The 17,955-nt window shown below is 71.1% G+C and carries 17 protein-coding genes; 10 read left to right on the top strand and 7 right to left on the bottom strand.

The window, feature by feature from the left end; genetic code table 11:
• Positions 1–30 precede the first annotated feature (30 nt).
• A complete protein-coding gene (locus tag Q7A36_RS03065; protein WP_305102175.1) occupies positions 31–1,644 on the bottom strand; it encodes an ABC transporter substrate-binding protein in 1,614 nt (537 codons plus the stop codon).
• Between the two features lie 219 nt (positions 1,645–1,863).
• On the opposite strand from Q7A36_RS03065, the gene Q7A36_RS03060 reads away from it, so the two are divergent.
• Together Q7A36_RS03060 and Q7A36_RS03055 are read left to right on the top strand one after the other, a co-directional pair.
• Entirely contained in the window at positions 1,864–3,099 is a 1,236-nt protein-coding gene (locus tag Q7A36_RS03060) for an ABC transporter substrate-binding protein (protein WP_305102174.1), read from the top strand.
• A gap of 70 nt (positions 3,100–3,169) precedes the next feature.
• The gene (locus tag Q7A36_RS03055) at positions 3,170–3,463 is read left to right on the top strand and encodes a PepSY domain-containing protein (RefSeq protein ID WP_305102173.1); all 294 of its coding nucleotides are present in this window, start codon (positions 3,170–3,172) and stop codon (positions 3,461–3,463) included.
• Between the two features lie 350 nt (positions 3,464–3,813).
• Here Q7A36_RS03055 and Q7A36_RS03050 read toward each other — a convergent pair whose 3' ends face one another.
• From Q7A36_RS03050 to Q7A36_RS03035, 4 genes are all read right to left on the bottom strand, one after another.
• Entirely contained in the window at positions 3,814–4,842 is a 1,029-nt protein-coding gene (locus Q7A36_RS03050; protein ID WP_305102172.1) for an amino acid ABC transporter substrate-binding protein, read from the bottom strand.
• Positions 4,843–4,853: 11 nt separating this feature from the next.
• Positions 4,854–6,758 (bottom strand): TRAP transporter permease, encoded by a 1,905-nt coding sequence (locus tag Q7A36_RS03045; protein ID WP_305102171.1) that lies wholly within the window; start codon positions 6,756–6,758, stop codon positions 4,854–4,856.
• 159 nt (positions 6,759–6,917) lie between these two features.
• A complete protein-coding gene (locus Q7A36_RS03040; protein ID WP_305102170.1) occupies positions 6,918–7,904 on the bottom strand; it encodes a TAXI family TRAP transporter solute-binding subunit in 987 nt (328 codons plus the stop codon).
• 264 nt (positions 7,905–8,168) lie between these two features.
• A complete protein-coding gene (locus tag Q7A36_RS03035) occupies positions 8,169–9,236 on the bottom strand; it encodes an LLM class flavin-dependent oxidoreductase (protein WP_305102169.1) in 1,068 nt (355 codons plus the stop codon).
• Between the two features lie 95 nt (positions 9,237–9,331).
• Here Q7A36_RS03035 and Q7A36_RS03030 point away from each other — a divergent pair, with 95 nt between their 5' ends.
• Together Q7A36_RS03030 and Q7A36_RS03025 are read left to right on the top strand one after the other, a co-directional pair.
• Positions 9,332–10,270, top strand: coding sequence for an AEC family transporter (locus tag Q7A36_RS03030; RefSeq protein ID WP_305102168.1), 939 nt, complete (start codon positions 9,332–9,334; stop codon positions 10,268–10,270).
• Between the two features lie 61 nt (positions 10,271–10,331).
• The gene (locus Q7A36_RS03025; RefSeq protein WP_305102167.1) at positions 10,332–10,583 is read left to right on the top strand and encodes a hypothetical protein; all 252 of its coding nucleotides are present in this window, start codon (positions 10,332–10,334) and stop codon (positions 10,581–10,583) included.
• 99 nt (positions 10,584–10,682) lie between these two features.
• Here Q7A36_RS03025 and Q7A36_RS03020 read toward each other — a convergent pair whose 3' ends face one another.
• Positions 10,683–11,711, bottom strand: a complete 1,029-nt coding sequence (locus Q7A36_RS03020) for an amino acid ABC transporter substrate-binding protein (RefSeq protein ID WP_305102166.1) — start codon at positions 11,709–11,711, stop codon at positions 10,683–10,685.
• A gap of 105 nt (positions 11,712–11,816) precedes the next feature.
• Between Q7A36_RS03020 and Q7A36_RS03015 the strand changes: the two genes are divergently transcribed.
• On the top strand, positions 11,817–12,302 hold the full coding sequence (locus tag Q7A36_RS03015) for a hypothetical protein (protein WP_305102165.1): 486 nt from the start codon (positions 11,817–11,819) through the stop codon (positions 12,300–12,302).
• Positions 12,303–12,308: 6 nt separating this feature from the next.
• Here Q7A36_RS03015 and pdxY read toward each other — a convergent pair whose 3' ends face one another.
• Positions 12,309–13,157: a pyridoxal kinase PdxY gene (pdxY, locus tag Q7A36_RS03010; protein ID WP_305102164.1), complete on the bottom strand. Its 849-nt coding sequence runs from the start codon at positions 13,155–13,157 to the stop codon at positions 12,309–12,311.
• A gap of 118 nt (positions 13,158–13,275) precedes the next feature.
• Between pdxY and Q7A36_RS03005 the strand changes: the two genes are divergently transcribed.
• Genes Q7A36_RS03005 through Q7A36_RS02985 form a run of 5 tightly spaced genes read left to right on the top strand, consistent with a single transcriptional unit; the run spans position 13,276 to position 17,928 of the window.
• Positions 13,276–14,592 carry an ABC transporter substrate-binding protein gene (locus Q7A36_RS03005; protein ID WP_305102163.1) on the top strand — a complete coding sequence of 439 codons (1,317 nt, stop codon included), beginning with the start codon at positions 13,276–13,278 and terminating at the stop codon, positions 14,590–14,592.
• 10 nt (positions 14,593–14,602) lie between these two features.
• Complete coding sequence (locus Q7A36_RS03000) at positions 14,603–15,538, top strand: branched-chain amino acid ABC transporter permease (RefSeq protein WP_305102162.1); 936 nt, start codon at positions 14,603–14,605, stop codon at positions 15,536–15,538.
• Positions 15,535–16,518 (top strand): branched-chain amino acid ABC transporter permease, encoded by a 984-nt coding sequence (locus Q7A36_RS02995; RefSeq protein WP_305102161.1) that lies wholly within the window; start codon positions 15,535–15,537, stop codon positions 16,516–16,518. The genes Q7A36_RS03000 and Q7A36_RS02995 overlap by 4 nt, the downstream gene beginning before the upstream one ends.
• Entirely contained in the window at positions 16,515–17,279 is a 765-nt protein-coding gene (locus tag Q7A36_RS02990) for an ABC transporter ATP-binding protein (RefSeq protein ID WP_305102160.1), read from the top strand. Before Q7A36_RS02995 ends, Q7A36_RS02990 begins: the two co-directional genes overlap by 4 nt.
• Entirely contained in the window at positions 17,272–17,928 is a 657-nt protein-coding gene (locus tag Q7A36_RS02985; RefSeq protein WP_305102159.1) for an ABC transporter ATP-binding protein, read from the top strand. The genes Q7A36_RS02990 and Q7A36_RS02985 overlap by 8 nt, the downstream gene beginning before the upstream one ends.
• The last annotated feature ends 27 nt before the right edge of the window (positions 17,929–17,955 follow it).

Below are 17,955 nucleotides of genomic sequence, written 5' to 3'. Positions count from 1 at the left end.
CCGCTCCCCCGGCGCCCCGCCCGGCCCGGCTCAGCCGATGCGGACCGGCGTCAGGTCCTGCAGCCAGGACTGCGCCTGGACGAAGCCCTTCACCTTCGGGCCCATGGCCCGCGGGTTCAGGTCGTGCGCGATGAAGATGCAGGCATCCTGCTCGACCAGCCGGGCATGCAGGCGGCGCATCAGCGCGTCCTGCTTGTCAGTGTCGAATTCCAGCAGCATCGCATCCATCAGCGCATCCGCCTGCGGGTCCGAATGCTTGCCCCAGTTGAAGGCGACCGGCGGCGCGAAGGCGCTGTGCAGCGGCCGGATGAAGCCGACATAGGGGTCCTGCGCGTTCCAGGAGGCATTGATGGCATGGCAGCCGCGCGCGCCGGGCATCCAGGCGCCCTCCCGCAACTGGGTCAGCAGGGTATTCCAGTCCATCACCTCGAAGGCGATGTCGATCCCGACCTCCTTCAGGTTCTGCTGGACGTATTCGTTCATCGGCAGGGGCTGCATCTGCCCGGAGCCGCTGGGCGAGATCGCCACCTTGGTCCTGAGCGGGCTGCGCGGGGTGAAGCCGGCCTCGGCCAGCAGCTTCCGCGCCGCGTCGGGATCGAAGCGCGGCCGGTGCTTCGGCTCGCCATACCAGGGATGGCCCTCGTAGAGCAGGCCGGCCCCCTCGCTCATCATCCCGCCCAGCATCGCCTTCATGCCGGTGCGGTCGATGCCGAGATTGGCGGCGCGGCGGATGCGCGGGTCGCGCCAGGGCGAGCCCTCGACATAGCTCAGGAAATACATCCAGTTGTGCGGATAGACGTTGCTGGTGATGCGGTAGCCCGCCTGCTGCAGGGTCGGGATGGCATCGGGCGGCGGCGCCTCGATGAAATCGACCTGCCCGGCGCGCAGCGCGGCGACGCGGGTATTGGGCTCGGCGAGAGGGAGCAGGACCAGGCGCTCGGCGCGCGGGATGCGGTCGGCATCCCAGTAGTCGGGGTTGCGGAGCATGACGCACCGCTCCCGGATCGAGAAGCTCTCCATCTTCCAGGGACCGCTGCCGACCGCCCGGGTCATGAAGGTGTCCCAGTTGCGCCCCGCCGCCTCCCAGGCGCCCTGGTGGGTGATGCCGACCCAGACCAGCAGGTAGGGCAGCATGCTGTCGACGCGGTTGCAGTCGATGACGAGGGTATGCGGCCCCGCCGCGCGGTAGGAGGCGACGGTGACGAAGCGCGACCGGCTGATCGCCGAGCCGCGCGCATCGAAGGCCGGGTGGTCGTTCTTCAGCAGCCGGTCGAAGGAGAAGACCACGTCCTCCGCGGTGAAGGGCTTGCCGTCGTGGAAGCGGACGCCCTCGCGCAGGGTGAAGATCCACCGCTTCGGCTCGGCCGGGTCGGGCTTCCAGTCGGTCGCCAGGCCGGGCTTCAGCACCGCGGGCTTCTCGGCGCTCGAGAGGTCCCAGTGGACGAGCTGGTCGAAGAGCGTGATGCCCATGAAGCGGTGCCCCTCCGCTCCCTGGTCCGGGACGCCATTGGCGAGCGGGATGGCGGAGGCGGTCATGCCGACCCGCAGCGTGCCGCCGGCGGCCTCGGCCCGGGCGAGGTCCCAGGGAAGCGCGGCGGCGCCGAGGCCCCCGAGCAGGGCGCGACGGGAGAATGACAGTGACATGGGCGGCCTCACTCCGGGACAGGGCGAGGTCCGAGGCTAGAATTTGCCGAAGAGCTGAGCAATACGGCCATGCAGCCGACTATTTGTGCATTATTGCGGCGTAGAGGCACAGTATCGAGGCATCTCCTGCCGCCGCCGGGCGAGGCTTCCAGCCGCTTCCGTTAGCCTGCTAGGCTTTCCGGAGAGCGGCCGGTCGTGCCGCCACCAGGGAGCCCGTCCATGCCGTCCACCCGCCGCGCCCTCCTCGGCGCGACCGCCGCCGCACCCGTCCTCGCCTCCGCCCATGCCCGCGCCCAGGCGGCCGAGACCATCCGCATCGGCGTGCTGACGGACCTCTCCGGCCCCTATCGCGACGTCACCGGCCCGACCTCCGTCACCTGCGTCCGCCAGGCGGTCGAGGAGTTCACCGCGCAGAACCCGGCCATCCGCGTCGAGATCATCACCGCCGACCACCAGAACAAGCCGGATGTCGGCGTCAACACCGTCCGCCAGTGGTTCGACCAGCGCGGCGTGGACATCGTGACCGATGTCGGCAACAGCGCCATCGCGCTCGGCATCAATCCCGTCTGCGTGGAGAAGGACCGCATCCACCTCAACGCCTCGGCCGGGACCTCGGAGCTCACGGCGAAGTCCTGCACGCCGAACACCATCCACTGGGCCTACGACACCTGGTGCCTCTCCAACACCTCCGGCACCGCACTCACCAGGATGGGCGGCGACACCTGGTACTTCATCACCGCCGACTATGCCTTCGGCCATGCGATCGAGCGCGACACCACGCGCTTCATCGAGGCCGCGGGCGGCAAGTTGCTCGGCGCCTCCCGCTATCCCTTCCCGCAGACCACGGATTTCTCCGCCTTCCTGCTGCAGGCCAGGGCGTCGCGCGCCAAGGTGCTCGGCCTCGCCATGGCCGGCGACGACCTGGTGAATTGCGTGAAGCAGGCGCAGGAATTCGGGCTGGGCAAGTCGGGGATGAAGTTCGCCGCCATCATAGGCTCCATCACCGGCGTGCTGGCGGCGGGGCTCGAGACCATGCAGGGCATGTACATCGCCGAGACCTTCTGGTGGGACCTCGACGACCGCACCCGCGGCTTCACGAAGCGCGTGCAGCAGAAGCTGCCGGCGGGCGTCTTCCCCAACTACGTCCACGCCGCGAACTACTCCGGCATCCTGCACTACCTGAAGGCGGCGAAGGAACTCGGCCCGGCGCGGGCCAAGCAGAGCGGGCGGGAGGTGGTGTCGCTGATGAAGCGCATGCCCACCGATGACGACGCCTTCGGCCAGGGCCTCATCCGCGAGGACGGGCGAAAGATCCACCCGAGCTACCTGTTGCAGGTGAAGAAGCCCGGCGAGAGCCGCTATGCCGGCGATGTCTATACGCTCGCCGGGACGGTGCCGGCCGACCAGGCCTTCCGCCCGCTGTCGGAGGGCGGCTGCCCGCTGGTCAAGGCATAGGAGCGCTGCATCCCACGCCCGGCCCGGCCGTTGGAACCGCCACCGAACCCTGCCGGGAAGGACCGCCGCCATGGAAGCCTCGCGCCGTCGCCTGATCCTGCCCCTCTCGCTCGGCCTCCTGGTCGTGGTGGGGGCGCCCATCCTCGCCTGGCGCGCGGGCGCGGAGCGCGGCGGCACGGTCGAGGACCGCGCGCGGGTGGAGGCGGCGCTCCGCCGCCTCGGCTATGTCCGCTGGGACGAGATCGAGATGGAGGACGGCGCCTGGGAGGTGGACGATGCCCGCGACGCCGAGGGCCGGGAGTGGGACCTGAAGCTCCGCGCCGACACGCTCGAGGTCATCTCGCGCGAGCGGGATGATGATTGAGAGCAATCCGGATTACGAAGAATGACGTGTCCTGGAGCCAGACGGAAGAACACTCCCCTGCCCTCATGAATCCGGCCCTTCGCAATGATTTGGCCCGCCGATGCACCTATGCTCCCAGCGGACATTTTCGAAGCGGCTTTTCCGTCGAACCAACTACAGTTCGGCTCGAAACGAAATCCTCAGTCAGCCTGTCCGATGCCACAGCGCTCCGCGAGAGCATAGGAGCCGGTACTGGTGCTCAGAACCAATCAGAAGTTACATCCCTTCTGGATGCTTGCCGCCGCGATCAGAGGCTGCCCAGGCCCGGGCGTTGCTCCGTCAAGGCTGCACCATCTGTCTGGGTCTGAGCACTAGCGCATCGGCGGCGCGACCATCAGCCCGCCGCGGGTCCAGAGGTCGTTCAGCCCGCGCGGCAGTTGCACCGGGCTGTCCTTGCCGAGGTGCCGGTCGTAGATCTCCCCGTAATTCCCGACCGCCCGGATCGCGTTCAGCATCCAGCCCTTGTCGAGGCCAATCGCCGGCCCGAGTTCGCCGGTCCTGCCGAGCAGCCGCTGCACCGCCGGGCTCTGGCTCTCCGCCAGCATGCGCTCGGCATTGGCACGGGTGATGCCGAGTTCCTCCGCCTCCACCAAGCCGAACATCACATAGCGCACGATGTCGAACCACTGGTCGTCGCCCTGCCGCACCGACGGCGCATAGGGCTCCTTGCTGATACGGTCGGGCAGCAGCACATGTGCCTTCGGGTCCGGGAAGGCGGCGCGGATGGCGGCGAGCTGGCTGGCATCGCCGGTATAGCTGTCGCAGCGCCCGGCCTCGTAGGCGCGGCGCGCCTCGTCCTTGTCGGCGAAGATCACCGGCGTGAAGCGGATGCCCTGCGTGCGGCTCCAGTCCGTCAGGTTCAGCTCATGCGTGCTGGCGGAGACGAAGCAGATGGCCGCGCCGTCGAGCTGCTTCGCACTGGCGATCCCGGCATCCGCGCGCACCAGGAAGCCCTGGCCGTCGTAGAAATTGGGCGCGGTGAAATTCAGGCCGAGCTGCGCGTCGCGGAGGAAGGTCCAGGTGGTGGTGCGGGTCAGCACCTCGACCTGGCCGCTGGCGAGCGCGGGGAAGCGGTTCTGCCCGGTCAGGTGCTGCCAAACGAGCTTGTCCGGACTGCCGAGCACCGCCGCCGCGACGGCGCGGCAGAGATCGGCATCCATCCCCTGCCAGATGCCGCGGCTGTCCGGCTGGCTCCAGGCCGGGTCGCCGGTGGAGATGCCGCAGGAGAGCGCGCCGCGCGCCCGCACCGCCGAGAGGGTCGGCCCGGGCGTCGCCGCCTGCTGGGCGGCGGCCGCCCCCGACAGCAGCAGCCCGAATGCCAGGATCGCCCGTCGCAGCATCTGCCCTCTCCTTATCCGCGTCGTGCCGCGAGCATCGGCAGCCCGGCGAAGGCCAGCAAGGACCCGGCCGCGACGGCGAACCTCAGCAGGTCCGGCACGCCGTGCCAGAAGGCGGCGAGGAGCCCCGCCGCGGCCAGCGCCAGGCGCGCGGCCGGGCCCATCGGCCGCAGCAGGAAGCCGGCATAGGCAGCGCAGATCGCGGTCAGCGCCACGACCTGGATGCCGGTCGCCAGCAGGATGCCGCCGAGGCCGCCGCGCAGCATGATCCCGGGGTCGTAGAGGAAGGCGAAGCCCACGGTGAAGCCGGCGATGCCGAGCCGCGTCGCGTGGATGCTGGTGACGAGCGGGCTGGCCCGGGCGATCGCCGCCGCTGCGAAGGCCGCGGCCGCGACGGGGGGCGAGGCATCGGCCAGCACCGCGAAGTAGAAGATGAAGAGATGCGCCGGCAGCAGCAGCTCGGCCGGCGTCATCCCGAGCGCGCGGCCGCCGAGCTCGAGGATCTGCGGCACGCCGATGGCGGCGGCGATGATGTAGCTCGGCGTGGTCGGCAGCCCCATGCCCAGCACCAGCACCGTGACGGCCAGCAGGATCAGCAGCAGCGGGAAGCTGCCGGCCGCGATGTCCTTGATGATGCCGCCGAGTGCGACGACCATGCCGGTCGCGGTCAGCGCCGAGACCACGATGCCGGCGCCTGCGATGGAGACGGCGAGCGGCGCCATGGTCAGCCCGGCATTGGCCAGGCTGTCGAGCACCGCGCGCCAGGACATGCGGGTGCGCGCCCGCAGGAAGGCGATGCCGATCATGGTGAGCGTGGCGCAGAAGGCGGCGAAATTGCCGCTCCAGCGCGCCATCATCAGCCAGACCAGGACGCCGATCGGGATGACCAGGTGGGCGTCCTGCAGCACCTCCCGCCAGGGCGGGATGTCCGCGGCCGCCATGGGGGCCATGCCGGCCTTCTTCGCCTCCACATGCACCGCGACCAGGATGGCGAAGTAGTAGAGGACGGCGCCGATCGCTGCGGCGACGACGATCTGGCCATAGGGGATGCCGGTGATCTCCGCCATGACGAAGGCGGCGGCGCCCATGACAGGCGGCATCAGCGCGCCGCCCACGCTCGCCGCGCTCTCGATCCCGCCGGCGACCGCGGGGCGGTAGCCGATGCGCTGCATCAGCGGGATGGTCATGGCCCCTGTCGTGATGACGTTGGAGACGGAGGATCCGCTCATCGTCCCGAAGAGGCCTGACGTGATGACGGCGACCTTGGCCGGCCCGCCGGTATAGCGGCCCGCGACGGCGGCGCCGAGATTGCTGAACAGCCGCCCCGTGCCGCTGCCCTGCATGAAGGAGCCGAAGATGATGAAGACCGCGATGGTAGTGGCGACGATGCCGGTCAGCGGGCCGTAGACGCCGCCCGCGGTCGGCACCAGCCAGGAGGCCTCCAGGATCTCGGCCGGGGTGAAGGCGCGGGTGTTCAGCACGCCGGGCAACCAATGGCCCCACTGCATGTAGGCCAATGACGCGATGATCATCCAGGCGAGGCCCACCTCGACCGCGCGCCGCGTCGCCTCGAGCAGGGTCACGATCGCCAGCACCGCGAGCACGACCATGGTCGGGGTGAAGGGATCGACATATTCCATGCGGTCGGAGACGGCGGCCCAGTTCGCCATCACCCAGGCATGCGGCGCGGCGGCGGCCACGGCCCAGAGCCAGTCGAGGAGGCTCGGCCGCGCCCGCGGCGAGGATGCGCGGGCGGGGTAGAGCAGGAAGAGCGGCGGCACGAAGACCAGCAGGTGGAAGCCGCGCATGGTGATGGGTTCAGGGAAGCCGAAGCCGCCGAAATAGAGGTGGATCGCCGCCGCGGCCGCCATCCAGAGCGTCAGGGCGAGCTTCAGCGGTGCGGCCAGGTCACGCATCATGGGTCCTGATTGGGGTTGGTCGCGGGACCGCGTGTCCCGGCCCTTGCGCCGCGGAGGGCTGGGATTGCCTGCAAACGGCAGGCCAGGGCGGCGTCATGCTGCGTGGTCGGCGTGCCGCCGCCCTGGTGCGCGGAGGGGCGGCAGCCGTGCCGCCCGCGGTCAGGCCGGCATCCCGCCCGCTTCGCGGAAGGCCTTGGCGGCGCCCGGATGCAGCGGCAAGCCCTGGTACTTCCACGACGTCGCCGGATCCCAGGCGCCCATGCTGGCATGGATGGAGACGAGGCGCTGGCCCTTGTTGCGGATCAGCGTCCTGGTGACCTTGTAGGCCACCTCCTCCGGCAGGCTCTCATGCACCATGATGACGCTGTCCATGGTGGTGACCATCAGGTCCTGCTTCTGCAGGCCGGGATAGGTCGCGGCCGGGATCGGGCCCTCGGCATAGGCATAGGTATCGATGAGGTGCCGGCGCAGGTCCGCGGGGAATTCCAGGAGCAGGCTGTTGCGGCGGCCCTGGGCGATCTCGGTCAGGATCGCCGCCGGCTTGGCCAGCGCGACATAGAGGTAGTCCACCTGCCCGTCGGTATAGGCGCTGCCGATATCGGCATAGCTGCCGTTGAGGTAGGTGCCGCCCTCGGCACGGATGCGCTCCGGCGTGGTGCCGTAGAATTTCAGGATGCGCCGCAGCGTCATCTCGTCGGTCGAGGAGCGCTGCGGGCAGGCGATGCGCAGGCCCTTCATGGTCAGGATGGACTTCATGTCCTCCGGCCCGCCATCGGCGCGGCGGAGAAAATTGTGCTCGGTCGGCGAGTAGCCGCTGCCGAGGCAGCGCAGCGCCTCGTGCTTCTCGGTATAGGGCTCCTCGCCCCGGCGGGCGGCGGCGGCGAAGGCGTCGATGCCCCAGCCCATGGGCGACTGGTTGCGGTTCACGCGGGTGGAATTGGCCAGGCCGCCGCCCGGGACGACGCGGATCTGGACGTCCGGGTTCTCGTCCTTCACCAGGGCCGAGAGGCCGGCCGCCATGGTGTACCAGCCGCCACCGAGCGAGCCGGCGACCCATTCGATGCTCTGCTGCGCCCGCGCGGTGCGGATGAAGGGCAATGCGAGCGCGCCGCCGGCCAGGGCGCGCCGCGAGAAGGTGAGGCTCATCGGCCCGAATCTCCCGGTTGACGGGCCGGGATGATGCGGCGCGGCGCGGCGGCCGGCAACGGGGGCTGCCGCACGTGTCGGAAGCGCCCGGACCGGGCGCTCGACACCGTCGAGCGACCCCAAGCCCCGGCCATGGTGCCGGAGGCGAGTCAAGGCCGAGCCGCGCTTCGCGCGGTGCGGCGAAGCCGCAGCCTTGACTCGCCTCCGGCGCCATGGCTCCCGGCGCTGTTCGCCTTCGACGCAATCGAAGGCGCATCGCAACGCCTAAGCGAAGGCGCGCTTGATCCGTGCCCAGTCCTCGATCGCCCGCTCCTGCCCGGGCACGATCTGCACCGTGAACTCGGTGTAGCCGGCATCGCGCAGGTCGCCGATGCGGCGCTTCAGCTCCGCCTCGGTCGCGGTGAAGCTGCTCAGGCGGATCATCTCGCCGGTCACGAAGGGCCGCTCCTCCTCCTTGACGAACATCAGGTGGCCGCGATGGTTCTCGAGCCAGGGGGCGTCCTTCGGCTCGAAGCTCCTCGCAAGCTCGACATAGGCCTCCACCGCCGCGCGGCAGCTCTCGGGCATCGGCGAGATGTTCTGCAGGCCCGACAGCACCTCGTCCGCCGCCCGGTGCAGCATAACCGCGGCGCGCGGCCCGGCCTGGGCGATGGCGCGCGGGCTGTCATAGGGCTCGCCCTCCTCCAGCACGCAGCCGAGGACGAAGGCCGTCGCCTCCGGCGCGCCGGCCTGTCCCGCCGCCTGCCAGGCCTCCCGCATCTCGCCCAGCATGGCGACCGCCGCCGGCACGTCGGAGAAGAAGTTGATCCAGCCCGCGCCGAGCCGCGCGGTCAGCGCCCGCGCCCGCGGCCCGGCGGCGGCGAGGTGCAGGCGCATGGGCGTCCGCGTGTCAATCAGCCCGAGCTCCGGGTTCAGCAGCCGGATCTTCCGCTGTTGCCCCTCGACCATCGTCTCGATGGTCTCCCCCGCGAGGAGGCCGAGCATGACGCGGATGTACTCGGAAAACTCCTTCAACGGCATGGCACCGAGGCCCATGGCCCGCCGCCCCGTGAAGCCGGTGCCGAGGCCCATGTCCACTCGCCCCGGCGCCAGCTTGTTCAGCGTGGCGAAGGCATTGGCCGTGACCGCCGCGATGCGGTTCGACGGGATCAGCACCCCCGTCCCCAGCCGGATCCGCTTCGTCCGCATCGCCGCCGCGCCCATGGCGACGAAGCAATCCGCGCTCAGCATCTGCGTGTCGTAGAACCAGGCGGAGCGGAAGCCGAGCTCCTCGGCGCGCTCGGCCAGCCGCCAGCTCTCGGCATCGGTCGGCATGGCGATCCCGAATTCCATGGTCGTTCCCTCTTCGGCCTGCTTGTCCACAGCCAAGCGCGCCGGGGCGCCCGGGGCAAGCTGGCGCCGGCAGCGCCAGCGGCTATGGTGGCGAGGTGCTGGGCTTCCTCTCCCTCTGCCTGCCGATCTTCGCCGTGGTCGGCCTGGGCTGGGCCGCCGTGCGGCGGCGGATGATCGCGCCGACGGTCACCGACGGCATCGGCCTCTTCGCCTTCCACTTCGCCCTGCCCGCCATGCTGCTGCGGCTGATGGCCGCCCAGAGGCTGTCCGAGAGCTTCGAGCCGCGCTTCTTCGCGGGCTACCTCTCGGCCTGCCTGGTCGTCTTCTTCGCCACCATGGCCGGCGCCATGCTGCTGGCCCGGCGCCGGCGCGGCCAGGGCGCAGCCATCGGCGCGGGGGCGGCCATGGGCAATGTCGGTTATCTCGGCCCACCCCTGCTTCTACCGATCCTCGGCGAACGGGGGGCCGGCCCGGTCGCCATGGCGATCATGAGCGAGGTGGCGATCGTCATCGCCCTCGGCAGCGTGCTCATGGCCCCGATGGGGGAGCGCGGGGTGCTGGCACGCGTGCTGCGGTCGCTGCTGTTCAACCCCGTGCTGCTCTCGATCGGCGGCGGCGCGGTGCTGGGCGCGCTGCAGGTGCCGATCCCGGGGCCGGCGGAGCGCTTCCTCGCCTTCCTCGGCGCCTCGGCCGGGCCGACCGCGCTCTTCGCCCTCGGCGGGACGCTCGGCCGGCTCAGCCTCGACCGGCGCATGGCGCTCGCGGCCAGCGCGGCGACCTTCGGCAAGCTGGTGGCCTATCCGCTGCTCGCCTGGCTCTTCCTCGGGCCGGTCCTCGGCCTCGAATGGTTCTGGGTGCAGTCGGGCGTGATGCTGGCGGCCATGCCGACCGCGACCAATGCCTATGTCCTCGCCCAACGTTTCCACACCGGGGCGGAGGAGACCTCGGCGGTGGTGCTGCTGACCACCCTCATCGCCGCGGTCGCCTTCCCGGCCACGGCCTGGCTGCTGACCCGGCCTGGGCCCGGGCCGTAACATTGGGTCAATCACCCGTCACTTGCGCGAGCGGCCTCGCGATCTGTAGGGGTGTTCGGGCATGACGCGCGGTCCCGCGATCCTGGCTGCCCTGGCGGCCCTGAGCCTCGCCCTGCCCGGCTGCACCGCCGGGCCGGAGCCTTATCCCGGTGCCGCCAGCATCGGCCCGCCCGACATGCTGCCGCCCTTCGGCCGCACCACGCCGCGGGTGCGGGAGCCGTCGCCGGAGCGGCCGCCCTGGCTGCCGGTCCTGCCGCCCGACCTGCCGAAATACCGCGTGCCGGATGACGGGCACAGGGACAACCTGGGCTGAGCAAACCCCTCGGGGTTTGCGCCGCAAGCCAATCCTGAGCAGGCATTCAACTCAGGGGCTTGGGCCGCACGACGTGTGGCTCAATCCGCGAAAGCCTGCTTAGCGAATGGGCGGCGCGTACATCAGCCCGCCGCGGGTCCAGAGGTCGTTCAGGCCGCGCGGCAGCCTGACAGCGCTGCCCATGCCGAGGTTGCGCTCGAAGATCTCGCCATAGTTCCCGACCGCCTTGACCGCCTGCCAGGCCCAGCGCCGGTCGAGGCCCATCAGCGGCCCATGATCGCCGGTAAGGCCGAGCAGCCGCCGCACCTCCGGGTTCTGGCTGGTCTGGAAGCCGTCGATATTCGCCTGGGTGATGCCGAGCTCCTCGGCGGTCAGCAGGGCGAAGAAGGTCCAGCGGACGATGTCGAACCACTGGTCGTCGCCGTGCCGCACCGCCGGCGCGTGCGGCTCCTTGCTGATGATCTCCGGCAGGATCACATGCTCCTCCGGGTTCGGGAAGCTGGACCGCAAGCCGGCGAGCTGGCTGGCATCGGTGGAATAGGCGTCGCAGCGGCCGGCCAGATAGCTGCGGCGCGCCTCGTCGTTCTGCTCGAACACCACGGGGCGGTACTCCACCTTGTTGAGCCGCGCCCAGTCCGCCAGGTTCAGCTCGTTCGTGCTGCCCGAGGTGACGCAGATCGAGGCGCCCTGCAGCTCCGTCGCGCGGCCGATGCCGAGCGACTTGCGCAGCATGAAGCCCTGGCCGTCATAGAAGTTGACGGCGGTGAAGTTCAGCCCGTTGGCGGTATCCCGCACCTGGGTCCAGGTGGTGGTGCGGATCAGCACGTCCACCTGGCCGGATTGCAGCGCCGGCAGCCGTGCCTGGCCGGTCAGCGGCACCCAGCGGATCTTCGTCGTATCGCCCAGCACGGCGGCCGCCAGGGCGCGGCAGAGATCGGAGTCGAGGCCGCGATACTCGCCGCGGCTGTCGGGCAGCGAGAACCCGGCCGCGCCGGTGGAGGTGCCGCAGACCAGCACGTCGCGCTGCTTCACCGCGGCCAGCGTCGGGCCCGGCGACTGGGGCTGCGCCCAGGCCGCGGCGGCGCCAAGGGTCGCGGCGAGCGCCGCGCCGGTCAGGGTCAGTCGCATGGGGTGTCTCCCGGTCCTCGCCGCGATGATGCCTGCGGCCGCGGCGGGGGCACAACACGCGGCGCGGGCTTGCCGGGGCGCGCCGCCGGCCTCACCTGCCGGGGCATGCGCCGCGCCCTCCTGCTGTCCTGCCTGCTGCTGGCCGCGCCCGCGGCCCGCGCCCAGGCGCCCTTCACCCTGCCGGAGGCGGACCGCATGCGCCTCGTCACGCATGGCCTGGGCTGGACGGTGCTGCGCGACGCGACGGCGCCGCATGGCGCGGCGGAGATGGGCATGCTGCTGGTCCGCGCGCAGCGCCCGGTGCCCGCCGCCGCCCGCCCGGGCCACCTCGCCCGCACGCTGCAGAACCTCCGCACCCTGCATGTCGGCCCGCTGCCGGCCGAAGAGCATGCGGACCTCGCCGGACTGCCGGCCGACCTGCTGCAGGCGCGCGCGACCGGGGTGCCGAGCGGCGTGCCGGTGGTGGTGCGCGCCGCCTGCCTCTACGGGCCGGCGCGGAGCTGGCTGCTGGTCGCCTCCGCCCCGGTCGCGGAATGGCCGGGGCTGGAGGCGGAGATGGCCCGGCTGATCGCGGGCTTCCGCCCGGGCTGAGCGGCCTCAGCAGGGCTCGGCGGCGAAGACCTCCGAGGGCGCGACGAACTCCTCCTGCGCCGCCACCGTCAGCAGCTCGCGCGAGCCCGCCGCCGCCGTCCGCCGCAGCAGGCCGTAGATCGAGGCGGCCGCCTGCTCCAGCGCCGCCTTCGCGCTGCCCGAGCGGAGCCGGTGGAAGAGGAACAGCGCCGCGATGGCATCGCCCGCGCCATTGACCGAGAGCGGCAGCAGCGGCGTGCGCAGGCGCCAGGCCTGCCCGCCCTCGGCCGCCAGCAGGTCCAGCGCATCCGCCGGCGTCTCCGCCGTGCGGAGCGAGGTGAGGAGGACGCAGCGCGGGCCGCCGGCCTGCAGCGCGCCGACCGCCGCCTTGGCCTCGTCCAGCGTCGCGATCGTCCGGCCGGTCAGCCATTCCAGCTCGAACTGGTTCGGCGTGGCGATGTCGGCCAGCGCCAGCGCGCGGTCGCGGAAGAATTCCGGGATGCCCGGGCGGACGAAGGCGCCGCGGCCGACATCGCCGATCACCGGGTCGCAGCACCAGAGCGCCGCCGGATTCGCCGCCTTCACCCGCGCGACCGCCTCCAGGATCTGCGCCCCCGTCTCGGCATCGCCGACATAGCCGGTCAGCACCGCGTCGCAGGCCGGCAGCGCGCCGCGCTCCGCGATGCCCTGCACGCAGTCGCCGATCAGCCCCGGCGGCAGGACCTGGCCGCGCCAGGCGCCGTAGCCGGTGTGGTTGGAGAACTGCACGGTGTGGATCGCCCAGACCTCGGCGCCGAGCCGCTGCAGTGGGAAGACCGCGCTGGCATTGCCGACATGGCCGAAGGCGACCCAGGACTGGATCGAGAGGATGTTCACGGATCCGAGGCTTGGCATCGCTCGCGGGACCGGTCAACCGCCCCCCTTCCCACCCCGGCACGACCCCGGCATGCTGCGGCCAAAGCCGGCGGGCGCCGGCACCTGGGAGCGAAACGCCATGACCGACGCCATCACCCGCCGCGAGGCCCTGCTCGGCGCCGCCGCCACCGCCGGCAGCCTGCTCTTCGCCGGCGGCAATGCCGGGGCGCAGAGCAAGCCGACGGAGCTCAAGATCGGCATCACCACCTTCCTCTCCGGCGCCGCCTCGGTCTTCGGCGTGCCGGCCCGGCAGGCGGCGGAGCTGATCTTCGAGGACATCAACAAGGCGGGCGGCATCGCCGGCCTGCCGGTCCGCGCCTATTTCGTGGACGAGGCCCCGGGCACCGACCACCTCGTCGGCGAGTACCGCCGCCTCGTGCAGAACGAGGGCGTGCACGTCATCTTCGCCTCGATCTCCTCGGGCTCCTGCCTCGCCTGCACGCCGCTCAGCGACGAGATGAAGAAGACCACACTCCTCTGGGACTGCGGTACGCAGCGCATCTTCGAGGAAGGCCCGCACCCCTATGCCTTCCGCACCCAGGGCTACGGCACGCCTGAGGTGCTGGCGCCGCTGCTTTACCTCCTGAAGCACAAGCCGGACTTCAAGACGCTCGCCGTCATCAACCAGGATTATGCCTGGGGCCGCGATAGCTGGGAGCTGTGGAAGGCCGGGATGGATGCGCTCAAGCCCGGCGTGCGCGTCGTCGCCGAGCTCTTCCCGCGCTTCGGCGCCCCCGACTACAGCACGGAGGTCACGCGCCTGCTGGCGGCGCGGCCGGATGTCATCCTGTCCACGAGCTGGGGCGGAGACCTGGTGACGCTGGTGCGCCAGGCGGCGGAGCGGCGGCTCTTCGATCGCTCCACCTTCGTCATGCCGGTCGCCGAGGCGTCGATGCAGACCCTCGGCAAGACCATGCCGGCCGGGCACATCATCGGCGCCCGCGGCGACCACTGGAACAACCACCCGAAGCCGAAGGACCCGGCGAAGCTGGCGAAGTTCGTGGACGCCTACCGCGCCAAGTACAACGAGTACCCGATCTACCCCTGCCACCACATGGCGCAGGCGATCAGCGCGCTGCAGGCGGGCCTCGCCCGCGCCATCCAGGCCAAGGGCGGCGGCTGGCCGAACGACCAGGAGCTGGCGAATGCCTTCCGCGGCCTGACCTTCGACACCCCCACCTCCTCGATCACCCTGCGCGAGGACGGCCAGGGCCTCGAGGACCAGATCGTCGGCCTCAGCAGCTTCCAGGAAAAATTCCCCTTCGCCGTGCCGAAGGACATGATCATCTTCCCCGCCGCCATGGTCTCCGCGCCCGTCGGGCAGAAGAGCGTGGACTGGCTGAAGACCCTCAAGCAGGACTTCCTGGCCCAGGTCCCCGCCCCGATCGCCGGCTGAGCCCGGCATCATGGCGGAGTGGTTCACCCAGAACTCGCTGCTCCTCGGCCTCGCGCTGCTCGACGGCCTCGCCTATGCGGCGCTGGTCTTCATGGTGGCGGTCGGGCTCAACCTGGTCTTCGGCGTGCTGCGCATCGTCAACGTGGCGCATGGCAGCCTCTTCGCCATCGGCGCCTATGCGGCGGCCTCGCTCGGCCTCTTCCTCGCAGCGGCCGGCCTGCCGCCCTGGGCCTCCTATGCCGCGCTGCTCGTCGCCGCGGCGCTGGTCGGCGCGGTGCTCGGCCCGCTGATCGAGAAGCTGATCCTGCGCCGGATCTACGGGCAGGAGGAGGTGCTGCAGCTCCTCGTCACCTTCGCGCTCTTCATGATCCTCGAGGACGTGCAGAAGCTGGTCTGGGGCGTGCAGCCGGTCTCGCAGGACCTGCCGATGAAATTCCTCGGCACGGTGGACGTCCCTTTCGGCGAGGACGTCATCCCCTTCACCATCTACCAGCTCTTCGTCCTGCCGGGGGTGGCGGTGGCGACCCTGCTCGGCCTCGCCTGGTTCCTGCGGCGGACGCTGACGGGGCGGGTGATCGTCGCGGTGACGACGGACAAGGAGGCGGCGATGGCCATGGGCATCGACGCTGCCAAGGTGACCCTGCTGACCTTCAGCTTCGGCGCGGCGCTCGCCGCGCTCGGCGGCGCGCTCGCCTCCCCCACCACCTCCCTGGTGCCGGGGATCGGGGCGCAGACCATCGTGCTCTCCTTCGCCGTGGTGGCGACCGCCGGCCTCGGCCAGATCGAGGGCGCGGCGCTGACCTCCCTGCTGATCGGCCTCGGCCGCAGCATCGCCGTCTATTTCGCCCCGGAATTCGAGGTCGTGGTGCCCTACATCATCATGGTGGCCGTGCTGCTGGTGCGCCCGCAGGGATTGTTCGGCGTGCTGGAGACGCGGCGGGTATGAGCGCGGGGCCCGATGCCCGGAGCACCGGACGGCTGATCCGGCCCTCCGGAAGCATGACGGAGGCGGCGCTGGCCGTCCTGGGCGTCGCCGCGGTCATCCTCGCGGCATGGGCGGTGCCCTGGCTGAAATTCGTCCTGACCGTGGCGCTGGCCAAAGGAATCGCCGTGCTCGGCATCCTGCTGCTGCTGCGCGCGGGCCAGGTCAGCTTCGGCCATGCCATGTTCCTGGCGACCGGCGCCTATGCCGTCGCCTTCGTGGCGCCGAGCCAGACCGAGGTGCTGCTGCTGCTGCCGCTGGCGATGCTGCTGGCGACCCTGCTCGGCCTCGCGGTCGGGCTCTTCGTCATGCGCTACCGCGACATCTTCTTCGGCATGCTGAACCTGGCGCTGTCGATGGTGCTCTATTCGCTGCTCGAGAAGCTCTACGACCTGACCAAGGGCACGGACGGCATCCGCGTCGCGGTGCTGAGTTTCGCCGGCCAGCGGCCGGAACGCGAGACGCAGGAATGGCTGATGTTCGGCCTCGCCCTGCTGCTGGCCATCGGCTTCGGCCTGCTGGTGCGGACCTATCTCGCCTCCCCCATGGGCCGGGCGCTGGCGGGCATCAAGACGCGGGAGACGCGGCTGGAGTTCATGGGCATCTCCGCCCGCCGCGTGCTGCTCTTCGCCTATGTCCTCTCGGCGCTGATGGGTGGCACCGCGGGCGCGCTGGTGGCGATGACCAGCCGGCACGTGACGCCGCAGCTCGCCTACTGGACCTCCTCGGGCGAGCTGGTCTTCATCGCCATCCTCGGCGGCGCGGGCAGCGCGCTCGGCCCCTTCCTCGGCGCCGCGGCCTTCGAGCTGGTGCGGGTCTATGCCGCGGCGGCCGTCGCCGATGCCTGGCAGATGATCCTCGGCGCGGTGCTGCTGCTGGTCATCCTCTTCGCCCCGGGCGGCATCTGGGGAATGCTCACCAGCCGGATGCGGAGGAGCGCATGACCGCGCCGCTCTTGTCGGCCCGCGGCCTGAAGCTCGCCTTCGGCGGCGTGAAGGCGGCCGACGGCATCGACCTCGACGTCATGCCCGGCGAGTTCCTCGCCATCATCGGCCCGAACGGCGCGGGCAAGACCACCTTCATCAACATGACCACCGGCTATCTCAGGCCACAGGGCGGCAGCATCGACTATGACGGGCAGCCGATCCTCGGTCTCGGCCCGCGCGCCATCGTCGCCCGCGGCATCGGCCGCAGCTTCCAGCTCCCGCAGCTCTTCACCGAGCACACGGTGCTGGAGAATGCCGCGCTGGCCATCGCCGCCCGCGCCGGGATCTGGTCGCCGCTGGTCCCGCTGCTCCGCCCCTCCTGGCGGCGGGAGGCGATGGAGCTGCTCGACCGCTTCGGCCTCGCGCCGCTGGCGGAGCAGCGGGCCGATGCGCTGAACGAGGGCGCGCGCAAGCTCGCCGACATCGCCATGGCCGTCGCCCTGCAGCCGCGGCTGATCCTGATGGACGAGCCCACCAGCGGCGTCGCGGCGACGGAGAAGATGGGGGTGGTGGAGACTCTGGTCCGCGTCCTGCGGGACGCCCAGGTCACGGCCGTCTTCGTCGAGCACGACATGGAGGTGGTGGAGCGCTTCGCCGACCGCGTCGCGGTCTGGAGCCAGGGGCGGATCGCCGCCCTCGGCCCGCCGGAGCAGGTGCTGAACGACCCGGCCGTGCAGCGCGACGTCATCGGCATCGAGCCGGCGCATACCCATGCTTGAGCTGCACAACGTCTCCGTCGACATCGCCGGCGTGCCGGTGCTGCGCGACGTGCATCTGGTGGTGCCGCCCGGCGGCCGCGTGGCGCTGATCGGCCGCAACGGCGCCGGCAAGACCACGACGCTCCGCACCCTGATGGGCCTGTTGCCCATCCGCGCCGGGCGCATCGCCATCGACGGGACGGAGACCACGGGCGTCCCGGCGCATCATCGCGCCCGCCTCGGCATCGGCTATGCGCCGGAGGAGCGGCGGCTCTTCGGCAGCTTCTCGGTGCGGGAAAACATGCTGCTGCCGGCCCAGGTGCTGCGCCTGCCGGCGGCCGAGGTGGCGCGCCGGCTTGATGCTGTCTTCGCCCTGCTGCCCGAGTTGAAGGACTTGGCGCCGCGCCGCGCCGCCGGCCTCTCCGGCGGCCAGGGCAAGATGGTCGCGCTCGGCCGCGCGCTGATGGTCGGCACGCGGGCGGTGCTGCTGGACGAGCCCTTCCAGGGCCTCGCCCCGGCGCTGGCGCTGCGCTACGCGGATACGCTGAGCCGCCTGCACCAGGCTCTGCCCGACGTCGCCATCCTGATCACCGAGAGCAATCCGGAACTGCTGCGGCCGCTGGTCGAGCGGAGCTTCGTGATCGAGCGCGGCGAGATTGCCGCCGCGTAAGGCAACGAAAGGATGATGCCGCTTGCC

The organism is Paracraurococcus lichenis, from assembly GCF_030657435.1.
GTDB classification, from domain to species: Bacteria; Pseudomonadota; Alphaproteobacteria; order Acetobacterales; family Acetobacteraceae; genus Paracraurococcus; species Paracraurococcus lichenis.
This window is presented reverse-complemented; position numbering and strand designations above follow the sequence as displayed.

Bases quoted from the DNA above. Each gene is read 5' to 3' on its own strand.
- Q7A36_RS03065 (WP_305102175.1), bottom strand. From the start codon at position 1,644: ATGTCACTGTCATTCTCCCGTCGCGCCCTGCTCGGGGGCCTCGGCGCC.
- Q7A36_RS03060 (WP_305102174.1), top strand. From the start codon at position 1,864: ATGCCGTCCACCCGCCGCGCCCTCCTCGGCGCGACCGCCGCCGCACCC.
- Q7A36_RS03055 (WP_305102173.1), top strand. From the start codon at position 3,170: ATGGAAGCCTCGCGCCGTCGCCTGATCCTGCCCCTCTCGCTCGGCCTC.
- Q7A36_RS03050 (WP_305102172.1), bottom strand. From the start codon at position 4,842: ATGCTGCGACGGGCGATCCTGGCATTCGGGCTGCTGCTGTCGGGGGCG.
- Q7A36_RS03045 (WP_305102171.1), bottom strand. From the start codon at position 6,758: ATGATGCGTGACCTGGCCGCACCGCTGAAGCTCGCCCTGACGCTCTGG.
- Q7A36_RS03040 (WP_305102170.1), bottom strand. From the start codon at position 7,904: ATGAGCCTCACCTTCTCGCGGCGCGCCCTGGCCGGCGGCGCGCTCGCA.
- Q7A36_RS03035 (WP_305102169.1), bottom strand. From the start codon at position 9,236: ATGGAATTCGGGATCGCCATGCCGACCGATGCCGAGAGCTGGCGGCTG.
- Q7A36_RS03025 (WP_305102167.1), top strand. From the start codon at position 10,332: ATGACGCGCGGTCCCGCGATCCTGGCTGCCCTGGCGGCCCTGAGCCTC.
- Q7A36_RS03020 (WP_305102166.1), bottom strand. From the start codon at position 11,711: ATGCGACTGACCCTGACCGGCGCGGCGCTCGCCGCGACCCTTGGCGCC.
- Q7A36_RS03015 (WP_305102165.1), top strand. From the start codon at position 11,817: ATGCGCCGCGCCCTCCTGCTGTCCTGCCTGCTGCTGGCCGCGCCCGCG.
- Q7A36_RS03005 (WP_305102163.1), top strand. From the start codon at position 13,276: ATGACCGACGCCATCACCCGCCGCGAGGCCCTGCTCGGCGCCGCCGCC.
- Q7A36_RS03000 (WP_305102162.1), top strand. From the start codon at position 14,603: ATGGCGGAGTGGTTCACCCAGAACTCGCTGCTCCTCGGCCTCGCGCTG.
- Q7A36_RS02995 (WP_305102161.1), top strand. From the start codon at position 15,535: ATGAGCGCGGGGCCCGATGCCCGGAGCACCGGACGGCTGATCCGGCCC.
- Q7A36_RS02990 (WP_305102160.1), top strand. From the start codon at position 16,515: ATGACCGCGCCGCTCTTGTCGGCCCGCGGCCTGAAGCTCGCCTTCGGC.
- Q7A36_RS02985 (WP_305102159.1), top strand. From the start codon at position 17,272: ATGCTTGAGCTGCACAACGTCTCCGTCGACATCGCCGGCGTGCCGGTG.